Source organism: Alicyclobacillus mali NBRC 102425, from assembly GCF_001570745.1.
Taxonomy (GTDB): Bacteria; Bacillota; Bacilli; order Alicyclobacillales; family Alicyclobacillaceae; genus Alicyclobacillus; species Alicyclobacillus mali.
Window position 1 is genome coordinate 94,681 of the sequence record NZ_BCSG01000012.1, and the last position, 12,879, is coordinate 107,559.

Annotated in this window: 11 protein-coding genes; 9 read left to right on the forward strand and 2 right to left on the reverse strand. The window is 62.2% G+C overall.

Annotation, left to right across the window (positions count from 1 at the left end; genetic code table 11):
• The 4 genes from AMA01_RS05755 to AMA01_RS05770 are packed head-to-tail and all read left to right on the forward strand — an operon-like array spanning position 1 to position 4,728.
• Positions 1-1,071, forward strand: coding sequence for an enoyl-CoA hydratase/isomerase family protein (locus tag AMA01_RS05755; RefSeq protein WP_067848701.1), 1,071 nt, complete (start codon positions 1-3; stop codon positions 1,069-1,071).
• A 36-nt stretch (positions 1,072-1,107) separates the two neighbouring features.
• Positions 1,108-2,754: an acyl-CoA synthetase gene (locus AMA01_RS05760; RefSeq protein WP_067848704.1), complete on the forward strand. Its 1,647-nt coding sequence runs from the start codon at positions 1,108-1,110 to the stop codon at positions 2,752-2,754.
• Between the two features lie 4 nt (positions 2,755-2,758).
• Positions 2,759-3,937, forward strand: coding sequence for a thiolase family protein (locus AMA01_RS05765; protein WP_067848707.1), 1,179 nt, complete (start codon positions 2,759-2,761; stop codon positions 3,935-3,937).
• A 32-nt stretch (positions 3,938-3,969) separates the two neighbouring features.
• Positions 3,970-4,728, forward strand: a complete 759-nt coding sequence (locus AMA01_RS05770; RefSeq protein WP_067848709.1) for a 3-hydroxyacyl-CoA dehydrogenase — start codon at positions 3,970-3,972, stop codon at positions 4,726-4,728.
• A 53-nt stretch (positions 4,729-4,781) separates the two neighbouring features.
• Here the strand turns inward: AMA01_RS05770 and AMA01_RS05775 are convergent, their stop codons facing one another.
• On the reverse strand, positions 4,782-5,876 hold the full coding sequence (locus AMA01_RS05775; RefSeq protein WP_067848711.1) for a Leu/Phe/Val dehydrogenase: 1,095 nt from the start codon (positions 5,874-5,876) through the stop codon (positions 4,782-4,784).
• A gap of 521 nt (positions 5,877-6,397) precedes the next feature.
• Here AMA01_RS05775 and AMA01_RS05785 point away from each other — a divergent pair.
• The 5 genes from AMA01_RS05785 (at position 6,398) to AMA01_RS05805 (ending at position 12,338) form a co-directional block, all read left to right on the forward strand.
• Positions 6,398-8,053 (forward strand): ribonuclease J, encoded by a 1,656-nt coding sequence (locus tag AMA01_RS05785; protein ID WP_067848715.1) that lies wholly within the window; start codon positions 6,398-6,400, stop codon positions 8,051-8,053.
• A gap of 168 nt (positions 8,054-8,221) precedes the next feature.
• On the forward strand, positions 8,222-9,001 hold the full coding sequence (locus AMA01_RS05790; protein ID WP_067848717.1) for a ClpP family protease: 780 nt from the start codon (positions 8,222-8,224) through the stop codon (positions 8,999-9,001).
• Positions 9,001-9,204, forward strand: coding sequence for a YlzJ-like family protein (locus AMA01_RS05795; protein WP_067848825.1), 204 nt, complete (start codon positions 9,001-9,003; stop codon positions 9,202-9,204). The genes AMA01_RS05790 and AMA01_RS05795 overlap by 1 nt, the downstream gene beginning before the upstream one ends.
• 63 nt (positions 9,205-9,267) lie before the next feature.
• Positions 9,268-11,694 (forward strand): FtsK/SpoIIIE family DNA translocase, encoded by a 2,427-nt coding sequence (locus AMA01_RS05800; protein WP_067848828.1) that lies wholly within the window; start codon positions 9,268-9,270, stop codon positions 11,692-11,694.
• A 62-nt stretch (positions 11,695-11,756) separates the two neighbouring features.
• Entirely contained in the window at positions 11,757-12,338 is a 582-nt protein-coding gene (locus AMA01_RS05805) for a hypothetical protein (RefSeq protein WP_067848719.1), read from the forward strand.
• 45 nt (positions 12,339-12,383) lie between these two features.
• Here the strand turns inward: AMA01_RS05805 and AMA01_RS05810 are convergent, their stop codons facing one another.
• On the reverse strand, positions 12,384-12,734 hold the full coding sequence (locus tag AMA01_RS05810; protein WP_067848721.1) for a hypothetical protein: 351 nt from the start codon (positions 12,732-12,734) through the stop codon (positions 12,384-12,386).
• Between the last annotated feature and the right edge of the window lie 145 nt (positions 12,735-12,879).

Sequence of the window (12,879 nt, forward strand, 5' to 3'; positions counted from 1 at the left end):
ATGGATAGCGTGGTGTCTGACAAGACAGGTACAGTCGCTTGGCTCGGGCTCAATCGCCCGAAGCAGTTGAACGCGCTCAGCCTCGAGATGATTCGCCTTCTTCGCCAGCAGTTGGACGAGATGGCGCAGGATCCGTCGATCCAACTCGTGGTGTTGTACGGCGAGGGCGACCGCGCCTTCTGCGCCGGCGGCGACATCCGGGCGCTGTACGACGCCAAGGATGAACCGAATCTCGACACCGCGGCCGCCTTTTTCTCCGAGGAGTACGCGCTCGACGATCGCGTCGCGCGGTTTCCAAAGCCGGTCGTCGCGCTGTGGGACGGCATCGTGATGGGAGGCGGCGTTGGGCTCACGTATGGCGCGACGTGGAAGGTGGCGACGGACCGCACGCGGTTCGCCATGCCCGAGACCGGGATCGGTTTCTTTCCGGACGTCGGCATGTGCCACGCGCTCAGCCGAATGCAGGGTGGGCTCGGACACTATCTGGCGCTCACCGGCGAGTCCGTTGGGTCCGATGTGCTCCTCGCGGCGGGCGTGGCCAACGGCTGGCTCGCGAGCGGCGAGCGCCCGTCCTTTGAGGCGGAGCTCGTCAAGCGAGGTGAACAGGGAGAAACCGCGGAGCAACTCCAGCGCTGGTTGAACGAAAGGTTTACCCCAGAGCACCGGCCAGCGGAGGACGTCGCGGACTTTCTCCAGCGGGTGCAGGCGTACTTCGACAGCCCGTCGCTCTCCGACATCTTGGCTCGCCTGCGGGAGGGATCCACGCGCGACCCGTTCGCCGCGAAGGCGCTCGATATCTTGCGCCAGCGCTCGCCGCTCTCGTTGGCGGTGACCTTCGAGGCGCTCCGCCGCGCGCGGAACGCCACGTACCGCGAGGTCCTGGAGACCGATCTCAACCTCGCGCTTCAATTCATTCGCCGGGGCGATTTTGTCGAAGGAGTGCGCGCCCAGCTCGTCGACAAGGACCGGCGCCCCAGGTGGCGCCACGCCGACCTGGCGAGCGTGACGCACGAGGAAGTGGAGGCGTTTTTTGAGCCCATCACTCACCTTTCCATCCCGTTTGCCGATTGAGCGCCCGACGAGCTTCCTGGAGAGGAGCGTTTTGACATGGAGCCAACCCAAACCGCCGCATTTACGGACCTTCTGGCGCCGGACGTGTTTAACATCGCGGGCGCCATTTTGGACCGGGACGAATCGAGGCGCGCGCTCGTGTGGCGTTCGGAGGCCGGGGCGAAGCGGACGCTGACCTACGGCGAGCTTCGCCGCGAGTCCCTTCGCCTGGCGCAGTCCCTTCACGATCTCGGCCTTCGAAAAGGCGACCGGGTCCTGGTGTTGATGCCGCGCCGCCCGGAGACGTACGCCGTGTATCTCGCGATCCTCTCGCTCGGCGCCGTAGTTCTGCCGGGGTCGGAATTGCTCATGCCGAACGACATCGCCTATCGCCTGAAGCATGCGGAAGCGAAGGGCGTGATCGCCCACGCGGCACTCGCGGAGCGGGCCGAGGCGGCCATCGCCGAGGCGCCGTGGCTGCAGTTGCGCGTGGTGGTCGAGGGCCCGCGCGAAGGCTTTTTGGCGTACGAGGACCTCGTGCGCGGCGCGTCCGGAGAGTGGGACGTGGTTCCGACCCGTCGGGACGATCTCGCCTTCTTGTCGTACACCTCCGGCACGACGGGCTATCCCAAGGGCGTGATGCACGTCCACGGCTGGGCGTACGCGCACTGGCACATCGCGGCGAAGCGGTGGCTTGGCATTGAGCCGGACGACGTCGTGTGGGCCACCGCCGGGCCCGGATGGGCGAAGTGGATCTGGAGTCCATTCGTCGCCACGCTCATGTCGGGAGCCACGGGGTTTCACTACGGCGGCCGTTTCGACGCGGAGACGTTCCTTCGGCTCATCGACGAGGAAGGCGTGAATGTGCTCTGCGCGACCCCTACGGAATATCGGATGATGGCGAAGGTGGATGGACTGGACAGGTTTCGCCTCTCGTCGCTGCGCCAGGCCGTGAGTGCGGGCGAGCCTCTCAATCGGGACGTCATTGACACGTTCCGTCGCCATTTTCAGATCACCGTGCGCGACGGGTACGGGCAGACGGAGAACACGCTTCTTGTCGCGACGTGCGTCGATACAGAGGTGCGCCCCGGGTCCATGGGGCTGCCGACGGTGGAAGGGGCCGTCGACATTGTCGTCGAAGAGGGCAGGTCGCTTCCGCCGGGCCAGGTGGGGGACATCGCAGTCAGGCGGGACTTCCCGGCCCTCTTCCGGGGCTACTACAAGGACGACGAGCGGACAGAGGCTCAGTTTCGGGGCGCGTGGTACATCACGGGCGATCGCGCCGAGAAAGACCAGGACGGCTATCTGTGGTTCAGCGGTCGGGCGGACGACATCATCATCAGCGCGGGATACACCATCGGGCCGTTTGAGGTGGAGGATGCGCTTGTGAAGCATCCGCTGGTGCGCGAGTGCGCGGCGGTTTCGAGCCCGGATGAGGTGCGGGGCGCGATTGTCAAGGCGTTCGTCGTCTTAAAGGATCTCAACCTTCACCGAGCGTTGGCATCCGACGGCGAGCGGCGCGAAGCCCTGGTGCGCGAACTGCAGGAACACGTCAAACGGATCACCGCGCCCTACAAGTATCCGCGCGCAATCGAGTTTGTGGATGATTTGCCGAAAACGACGTCGGGGAAGATTCGCCGCGTCGAGCTCAGAGAACAAGAGTGGAAACGGCACCGCAAGCTGAACGAGGGGCAGGGAGGGTGACACCATGTACGAGGCCGTGATCGTCGACGCTATCCGCACGCCCATCGGGCGCCGAAATGGCGCGCTGAAGGACGTGCACCCGGTGGATCTTTTGGGACACGTCCTGCGCTCCATCGTCGAGCGCAACCAGTTGCCGCCTGAGGCGGTGGACGACGTTATTGCAGGGTGCTTGACGCAGATTGGCGATCAGGCGGTGAACATCGCGCGAAACGCCTGGCTCGCGGCGGGGCTCCCGGAGTCGGTGCCGGGGTGCACCATCGATCGCCAGTGCGGATCGAGCCTGCAGGCGCTCCACTTCGCCGCGCAGGGCGTGATGAGCGGGGCGTACGAGATCGCCATCGCCTGTGGCGTCGAGGCAATGTCGCGCGTGCCGATGATGTGTTCCATTGGCGTCTATGGCACGCCGATGACGGAATCGCTGGAAGCGCGCTACCACATGCGGCAGTACAACCGCTCCTTCTTCGATCAGGCGCTCGGTGCCGAGCTCTTGGCGAAGGAATGGGGCTTTTCCAGGGAAGATCTCGATCGATTTGGTCTCCGGAGTCATCAGTTGGCGGCCAAGGCGAGGACCGAAGGGAAGTTTCGCCGCGAAATCGTGCCGGTCCCGCTTTCGCTCGCCGATTCGTCCGGGTTCTTTGAACAGGACGAGGGCATTCGGACGGACACCTCCCTCGAGAAGATGTTGTCGCTGAAGCCGGCGTTCCCCGATCTGGAGCGCATCACCGCAGGCAACGCGAGCCAGATCTCGGATGGGGCCAGCGCAGCCCTCGTCATGCGCAAGGAGACGGCCGAGAAGCTGGGACTGCGGCCGCGCGCGCGGTTTGTCGCGTTCAGCGTGGTGGGCGTGAACCCCGTGACGATGTTGACCGGTCCAATTCCGGCGACCCGAAAGGTGCTGCAGAACGCCGGGCTCAAGGTGGATGACATCGATCTGTTCGAGGTGAACGAGGCGTTCGCGCCCGTGGTCCTGGGGTGGCAAAAGGAGGTAGGCGCACCGTGGGATCGCGTGAACGTTCACGGCGGCGCCATCGCGCTCGGACATCCGCTCGGCGCGACGGGGACCCGGATTGCGGCGACGCTGTTAAACGCGCTCGAGGATCGCGGAGGGCGCTTCGGGCTCATCGCTATTTGTGAAGGGGCGGGCATGGCGAACGCGACCGTGATCGAACGGTTGAATGCCTGAAATGGCAGTAGGAAGATCAGGGAGGTTGCGGCATGAAACTTGACGGAGCGACGTTCATCGTGACGGGAGGCGGGTCCGGGCTCGGCGAAGCGACAGCGCGGGTGTTCGCTGAGGCCGGGGCGCGCGTCGCCATCTTCGATATTCAGGAGGAACGGGGCAAGCGAGTGGCCGAGGAGATCGGCGGCCGGTTTTTTCAGGTCGACGTGACGGACGAGGACGCCGTGCGCCGCGCGGTGGACGAAGCAGCGGAGGGCGGTGTGCTCCGGGGCGCCGTGAACTGCGCCGGGATCGCCACGGCGGAAAAGATCCTCTCGAAGCGCGGCGTGCATGCGCTGGAGAGCTTCGCGCGCGTGATCCAGATCAATCTCGTCGGTACGTTCAACGTGTTGCGCCTCGTGGCGGCGCGCGTAGCCGAGGCGCCAGCGATGGAAGACGGCGAGCGGGGGGTCATCATCAACACCGCGTCCATCGCGGCCTACGAGGGTCAGATTGGCCAGGCGGCCTACTCGGCGTCCAAGGGCGGGATTGCAGGTCTCACGCTGCCAGCAGCGCGGGAACTGGCCGCGTATGGCATTCGCGTGATGGCCATCGCGCCGGGCATCTTCGAGACGCCGCTTCTCATGGGCCTGCCCGAAGCCGCGCGCCAGTCGCTCGGGCAGCAGGTGCCGTTCCCGCAGCGGCTGGGACAACCGCGCGAGTACGCGTTCTTGGCGCGCCACATCGTGGAAAACCCCATGCTGAACGGCGAAGTGATCCGCCTCGACGGGGCGTTGCGCATGCAACCCAGGTGAGTGAGGTACATGCAAAAGGCGCGGGGCTCCCCCGCGCCTGAAGCTTTGACAGGTCAGCGCCCGCGCCGCATCGGTTCGTGATGCCCGAGGTGCGTGCTCCGCACCTGCCGCAGGGTCTCGATGCGCTTCATGGCCATCTCATCGGCTGCGCGATAGGTCGGGATGTGTCGCTCCGACGAGAGCTGGTACAGATGGAGCATGATGTCGTAAATGCGCTCCACCTTGGATCGCGCGCGGTCCGGATGATAGCCTTCGAGCTCGTCCGCCACGTTGATTAATCCACCGGCGTTGATCACGTAATCCGGTGCGTACAAAATCCCCCGCTCGTGCAGCATGTCCCCATGCCGCTCCTCGGCCAGTTGGTTGTTGGCTGAGCCTGCGATGATCTGCGCCCGAATTCGCGGAATCGTTTCATCGTTCAACACCGCGCCCAGCGCGCACGGCGCGAGGATGTCACATTCAGCACTCAGGATGTCTTGGGGAGACAGTGCCTGTGCTGCAAACTCGTTGACCGCACGTTCCACCTGCAGAGGGTTGACGTCGGCCACAAGCAGGTCTGCTCCGGCCCCGCGCAAGAGGCGAGCAAGCTCGTATCCCACGCTTCCCAGCCCTTGAATTGCGACGCGGCGCCCGGCGAGATCGTCCGTGCCGTACAGGTGTTTGGCGCTCGCCTGAATGCCGCGGAAAACACCAAGGGCGGTCATGCCGCTCGGGTTGCCGCTCGAACCATAGCTCGGGGAGATCCCGCACACGTACGGTGTCTCGAGGTGAATGAGGTCCATATCCTGGACAGTGGTCCCCACATCTTCGGCCGTGATGTAGCGCCCGCCCAAGCTGTGGATGTAACGCCCCAAGGCGCGAAACAGGGCCTCGCTCTTATCCTTTCGCGGATCTCCCATGATGACGGTCTTGCCGCCTCCGAGGTTCAGTCCGGCCGCGGCCGCCTTGTACGTCATGCCGCGCGCCAAGCGAAGCGCGTCGACGACCGCATCTTCTTCGGACGCGTAGGTCCACATCCGGCACCCGCCGAGCGCAGGGCCGAGTGTCGTGTCGTGGATGGCGATCACGGCGCGCAAGCCGGAGGCCTCGTCGTAGCAGAACACCACCTGTTCGTAGTCGTATTGGGCCATGCTGGAAAAGAGTTCCATGTCGTTTAAGACCTCCCCACTGAGTATACCGCTCCGGCGGTCCTACCAGAACGATAGGGCGGCGCCTGCATAATTGCAAGCGCTTTCAATCAACCTCAATTGTAGCATGATTTCTGATTCAAGACTACATCTCTTCTCCCCTTGTCACCACTTCTCGCCTTGTCACCACGCCGACCTTGCGTTGCTGAAGTGCTAGGTATCTCACCGGCGCCCGAGCGGTCGCATCTGAGGTGTTGATTGATGGTTGTGTCAGGATCCGAACGGGAGTATAATAACACCGATAGTGACATGTGCGGCTTATTCGCTCAAGGGGTTGCGCACCCCGGCGCGAAGACAACGAATGGCGTGAAAGCGGATGGAACGGGTCGGGTGGTCCGCTTGAGCGCGTTCGATGCACAGAAAGACACGGCCTTGGTCTGAGCGGGCTTTTTTTGCATGTGGAGGAAAATGCGAAAGGAGACCGGGTGGGCGGGTCGTGATCGTGTCGCTGAATTCCATAAGTGTGGCAACGGAGGTGCAAAATGCCAAGATCCAGATCAAGACTTTCCATCATCCCGCTCGGCGGAGTCGGGGAGATCGGAAAGAACATGACGCTCTATTGGTACGGACAGGACATGATTGTGGCCGATGCGGGGCTGAAGTTCCCCGACGAAGATATGCTCGGCATCGACATCGTCATTCCGGATATCACCTTTTTGGTCGAGAATCGCGAGAAAATTCGCGGCATCTTTCTGACGCACGGGCATGAGGATCATATCGGTGGGCTTCCGTATGTGCTTCGGGAGATCAATGTGCCGGTCTATGGCACGCGACTGACGCTCGGACTCGTGGAGAACAAGTTGCGCGAGGCGGGTGTGCACGACGTGAAACTTGTCACCATGGACGGCAAGTCGCGGGTCCAACTGGGCCAGTTCTCGGTATCCCCGTTCTACGTGAATCACAGCATTCCAGATACCGTCGGATTCGCCATCGAGACGCCGGAAGGCGTCGTCATCCACACAGGTGACTATAAGTTTGATCAGACGCCCATTGACGGTCGGCACGCGGACGTTCACAAGTTGGCGCAATGGGGAGCGCGTGGCGTCCTGGCGCTCGTGGGAGACAGCACGAACGCAGAACGTCCCGGTTATACGCCGTCCGAAATGACGGTCGGCGTGAAGATCGACGAGATCATCAGCCAAGCTCCCGGGCGCGTGATTCTGTCCACCTTTGCGTCCAACATCCACCGCCTGCAGCTGATGATTCGGGCGGCCGAGCGTCACGGCCGGAAGGTCGCCATTGTCGGCCGGAGCATGGTCAACAACGTTCAGACTTCGCTACAACTCGGATATCTGGAGGCGCAGCCGGACACGCTCGTCGATCCCGACGAGGTCAATAAGCTGCCCCCAGAAAAGGTGGTCATCCTCTCGACGGGCAGCCAAGGAGAGCCCATGTCCGCGCTCACGCGCATGGCTCGTGCCGCGCATCGGAAGATCGAGATCGTGCCGGGCGACACCGTGGTCTTGGCCAGTTCGCCGATTCCGGGCAACGAAAAGTTCGTGGCGAGGACCATCGATCAGCTGTTCCGGGCGGGTGCTCACGTGATTTACCGCGGCGTGCACGCCTCGGGCCATGGGAGCCAGGAAGAGCTGAAGTGGATGCTGCAGCTCGTGCGCCCGAAGTATTTCCTGCCTGTTCACGGCGAGTTTCGCATGCAGCGCATTCACGCCGATCTCGCCATCCAGCTCGGCGTTGAGCCAGATCACATCTTCATCACCGAGATCGGCGATGTCGTGGAGTTTGAAGACGGGCGTGCCCGCCTCGGCGGCAAGGTCCCAGCAGGCTCCGTGATGATTGACGGGCTCGGCGTGGGGGATGTCGGCAACATCGTGCTGCGAGATCGCAAGTTGTTGTCCCAGGACGGCATCCTGGTTGTCGTGGTCACGCTGTCCAAGACGACGGGGCATATCCTTTCGGGCCCGGACATCATCTCGCGAGGCTTTGTGTACGTGCGCGAGTCGGAGGCGCTATTGGATGAGGCCAACCGTCTCGTGGAGAGCACGCTCAGCAAACTTGTCTCCGACAACGTGAGCGAGTGGTCGTCGCTGAAGACGGCTGTGCGGGATACACTCGGCCGATACCTTTATGAACAGACGCGTCGGCGCCCGATGATCCTGCCCATCATCATGGAGGCGTGATCAGACCACCTCTCCCGTCAAAGGCCGTTCTTCGCCTTCCCTTGGAGGCGCAGAATGGCCTTTTGTCGCATGGATAACATCTGCACTTCTCCCCCCAAGTGGGCCCAAGTTTGCGTATGGATGCACACCTCGATGCCGATACTTTGACGGCAGGAGGCGGATGCATTCATGGATTCAAAGTCAGCCTACGCGAGCGTGATGAAGGCCGGGGCCGCGAGCAGCGCGGACGCGCAGGAATCTAAGGAGGCGTCCACGTCCATCGAGCCACTCGGCGCGAATGAACCCGCCGCAGTCGTGACGGGCGACATCTACTGTTTGACGGTCATTGGTCAAATCGAGGGTCACATGGTGCTCCCTCCCCAGAATAAGACCACCAAATACGAACACGTCATTCCCCAACTTGTTGCCGTGGAGGAGAGCGATAAAATCGACGGGCTCCTCATCATCCTCAACACGGTCGGCGGCGACGTGGAGGCAGGTCTGGCCATCGCCGAACTGGTGGCGTCGATGTCCAAACCCACGGTGTCCATCGTGTTGGGTGGCGGGCACTCCATCGGCGTGCCCATCGCCGTGGCGGCGGATTACACTTTCATCGCGGAATCCGCCAGTATGACCATTCATCCCATTCGCCTGAACGGCCTCGTGATCGGGGTGCAACAGTCGTTTGAGTACCTCGAGAAGATGCAGGATCGCGTGATACGCTTCGTCGTCGAGCACTCGCGGATCTCCGAAGATATGTTTCGCCACCTGATGCTGAACACGGGGGAGATGGCGAAAGACATTGGTACGACCGTTGTTGGGCGAGACGCCGTGAAGTACGGCCTGTGCGACGAAGTTGGCGGCCTCGGGCATGCGATGCACAAGCTGAAAGCGCTCATTCGGGAACGCAGGGAATCTCGTCCAAACGGGGTGGTAACCCAAGCTCTTCAACCGGGGGTGATCCAGTGATGCTCTGGACCACGTTGGCGGAAGGCGAAATCTACAGCGGCTGGTGGAGCCAAAGCCCTCGTTTCGAGGAATGGAGAGACGGACATCGAACCCTGATTGTAACCCGGGACGAATACGGCACCCCAAGGCTGGTGAGGCTCATCAGCCCCGTTGCCAGCGACTATCTCAGGCCAGAGTGGCAGCCTGGCGCCGCGCTTCGGTGAGGAAGGCGGGAGGAGTTTGCGCTCGAGGGTCGAATCATCAGTCTGAGGAAGGGACTGGTGAGGTTGGCGCGCAAGCAGCAGAAAAATGTCCTCAAATATGAAGTCACCGGTCTGGCCATGCTCACGGCCTGTGCCTTAGCCCTCGGGAGGTTAGGGCTCGTGGGCCAGTTTCTGGCCGTCGTAAGCATTTATCTCGCTGGAAGTTGGTATTTTCTCATTCCGATTTTGGTCGGATACGCGGCCGTGTACATGATGGTGCGGAGAAGCCGCTTCGTGTGGGACGGACGCCACCTGGGTCTTTTGATCCTCCTTTTGTGCATGCTCGCACTCATTGAGATGAATTTTTACTCCAACCTTGCGGATCAGGGACTTCAGTCGTACTTCTGGTCGAGCGAGTGGAATGCGCTCCAGGCCCTGCGGGCCTATGTGTTTCATCCGACGTCGGGTGCACCCCCAAGCGCCGGAGGGGGACTCATCGGCTTTTTTGTGTTTCAACTTTTGCACCTCTTGTTCAATTCGCCGCAGACGTACGAGCTTGGACCACGCCTGATCATTGTGGCGGGCGGACTGATAGGCATCGCCCTGGTGTTCCAGGTGTCGCTCGTGAGTGTCGTCCGCCGCGGGTCTCGGTACACCGAGCAAACGTTGGATCGCATGTGGTCGAACGTGCGTAGACAGGCGGGGCAAGTGTTTCGGCGAGAGAAAGACCCTGAGCCTGAAGTCGTTGAGGACGCGCCGCGGTCCACGCGGCCTTCCGTCGTGATCGACGGCGACGTGCTGGAGGAAGCGGAGCCGCAGGCTCCTCATGTGGAGGCGGAGCCAATCATTCACGACTTTGCCGCGCGCGCCGGTCGGCCCGAAAAGTCGGAGGATGTTCCCCCGTGGGCGGAATCGGATGAACCTGTGGTCGAACCGGATGCGAAGGGGCTTGTTGTGAAGTTTCCCTCGCGGAACGAGCGAAAGCGGACCCCCGCCGTGCGCGAGGAGGAGCGACCGACAGCCGTCGTGCCGGAGTACGAAGTTGGGCCGATGATCCACGACGAGTCGTATCAGCTCCCTCCGCTTACCCTGCTCGACCCGCCGTCAGGCAAGCACGCGCCTGTCGCGACTGCGAATGTCCAGGAAAACGCCCAAAAGCTCCAATCCACGCTGCAGTCGTTCAACGTCCAGGCCCGGGTGGTGGAAATTCATCGTGGACCGACGGTCACGCGGTACGAAATTCAGCCAGCGGCCGGCGTAAAGGTCGCGCGGGTGCTGTCGCTGCAGGACGACATTGCCCTCGCGCTGGCCGCGCGGGATATTCGCATCGAGGCGCCGGTGCCAGGGAAATCGGTGATCGGCATCGAGATCCCAAACGACGAGATCGCCGTGGTGACGCTTCGCGAGGTGCTGGAGTCGCCGGAATTTCAGAATTCGTCCGCAAAGCTGGCGCTCGCGCTTGGGCGAGACATCACCGGTGCGCCGATTGTCGGAGATCTGCAGAAGATGCCTCACCTCCTTGTGGCGGGTGCCACCGGTTCGGGCAAGAGCGTCTGCATCAACGGGATGATCGCGTCGCTCCTGGTGCGCGCGAAGCCCCACGAGGTCAAGCTGATGATGATCGATCCCAAGATGGTCGAATTGAGCATCTACAACGGCATTCCGCACCTTTTGACGCCGGTCGTGACGGACGCTAGGCTGGCGGCAGGGGCATTGAAGAAAATCGTGCAGGAGATGGAGAACCGGTATCGGCTGATGGCGGAGCGAGGCGCGCGCGACATCGATCGGTTCAACGACATCATGCGCGATGAAGGACTTGACCCGCTTCCCTACATCGTCGTGATTGTGGACGAACTGGCCGATTTGATGATGGTAGCGCCGCACGACGTGGAAGATGCCATCTGCCGACTGGCCCAGATGGCGCGCGCAGCGGGCATCCATCTCATCGTCGCCACGCAGCGGCCGTCGGTTGATGTCATCACGGGCCTTATCAAGGCGAATATTCCCAGCCGAATCGCGTTCGCCGTTTCGTCCATGGCGGACTCCCGCACCATCCTCGACATGGGCGGTGCGGAGAAGCTGCTCGGCCGCGGCGACATGTTGTACTATCCGGTCGGAGCGGCCAAACCGACGCGCGTGCAGGGGGCCTACGTGTCGGAACGCGAAATTGAGCGGCTCGTGGAGTACGTCAAGAATCAGCAGCACGCCGTCTACACGATGGATCTGAGCACTGCCATCGAGGATGAACCGGAGGACGAGGAAGGGCCGGAGCTCGACAGCCTGTTCATGGACGCGGTCGATCTCGTCGTGGACATGGGGCAAGCGTCCGTATCCCTCTTGCAGCGGAGGTTCCGCATCGGATACTCGCGCGCCGCACGCATCATTGATCAAATGGAGCAGAGTGGCATTGTGGGGCCGTACGAGGGCAGCAAACCCCGGGAAGTCCTCATCACGAAGGAGCAGTGGCTGCAGGCGAAGTCCTCGTTCACGCGCCAGCATCAGGCGGAATGAGGCATACACCCGTCCGCCCGTCCGTATACATGTCCTAGTCCAACACGAGGAGAGGACGACGGGTGGTACGCCAGAAATCGTCCATTGTAGTCATGACGGTCGCGTTCGTCGCGCTGTGCGCTTACATGGGCCTGGCTCACGCGTTCTCGCAACGGGGAGCGGGACGCGATGTGACGGACGCGCATGGCGTCAGCGCCGCCGTCGCGCCAGTTGAAGCTGCGCCGTCGGAGGCCGAGATGGAGACCATCGCCGCGAGTCTGGCCGATATCCCCGGCTTGTATGACCTCGCCGTGCTGCCCGACGATCGCGGCGACGGCCAATTCGTGGTATCGGCGATGGTGGAAGTGGAAACGCCCGCAGGCACTATTTCCAATCCGACGGTTGCCTTCCGCGACATGCGCGCGGTTACGGACGCCTATTTGAGCAATTTGTACTTGTTAAAGGAGCCGATTGCCGAAGCTGAGATCACCTTCACAGAGGGTGGAACCATCGTGGGGACGGCAGGGCTGGGGAGAAGCACATACGAGCATTTGGCCACTCGAGCGTCGGGAGAAGACCTCGCAGAGGCGATGCAGGGGGCAGCTCAGGACGCCACGGGCGTGGATCATGCCTGCTGGATGGAACTGAAGCCTCTTGCAAACTGAGGTCCTTATCGGGGCACCGGGACACGTGAATGACAAAAGGGACGCCTACGGGCGTCCCTTTTGTCGGCTTGCGCCGTCGATAAACCGCTGGGTGACGGAGATCTGCTCGCGGCGAAACGACCGCATCAACGCGCGAACCACCGGCTCGTGACCTGTGCGCAGCAGCGCATCCACGATGGACTGCAGCGTAAAATTCTCGTCGAGCGACTCGCGTACATGCGGATGGTCGTCCAGATGATCGAGCCAGCTCTCGTCGTAATACTTCCCGCGCAGTTCTCGATAGGCCTCCTCGTAGAGGTCGTAAATGTCAAACGGCGCGTCGATCTGCTCCAAGTAAAAGTCAAGCTGGTAGAGCGCTTTGGCTACGGACACGTGGTCTCCACTGATATCCCCCACGGCGCCATCATCCTTTCGTATACCCTTATCATGTGAGAGAGACGCGTGAAAGGCAAGCGTGAGATTTCTCCTGGGTGAGACAAGCTGTTCGAGAAGGTTTACAATAGGGTGAAGCGACATTTGCGGAAGCCCTCGCAAAAGGAGT

Coding starts and splice junctions, on each gene's coding strand:
- AMA01_RS05755 (WP_067848701.1), top strand. CDS start 1: ATGGATAGCGTGGTGTCTGACAAGACAGGTACAGTCGCTTGGCTCGGG.
- AMA01_RS05760 (WP_067848704.1), top strand. CDS start 1,108: ATGGAGCCAACCCAAACCGCCGCATTTACGGACCTTCTGGCGCCGGAC.
- AMA01_RS05765 (WP_067848707.1), top strand. CDS start 2,759: ATGTACGAGGCCGTGATCGTCGACGCTATCCGCACGCCCATCGGGCGC.
- AMA01_RS05770 (WP_067848709.1), top strand. CDS start 3,970: ATGAAACTTGACGGAGCGACGTTCATCGTGACGGGAGGCGGGTCCGGG.
- AMA01_RS05775 (WP_067848711.1), bottom strand. CDS start 5,876: ATGGAACTCTTTTCCAGCATGGCCCAATACGACTACGAACAGGTGGTG.
- AMA01_RS05785 (WP_067848715.1), top strand. CDS start 6,398: ATGCCAAGATCCAGATCAAGACTTTCCATCATCCCGCTCGGCGGAGTC.
- AMA01_RS05790 (WP_067848717.1), top strand. CDS start 8,222: ATGGATTCAAAGTCAGCCTACGCGAGCGTGATGAAGGCCGGGGCCGCG.
- AMA01_RS05795 (WP_067848825.1), top strand. CDS start 9,001: ATGCTCTGGACCACGTTGGCGGAAGGCGAAATCTACAGCGGCTGGTGG.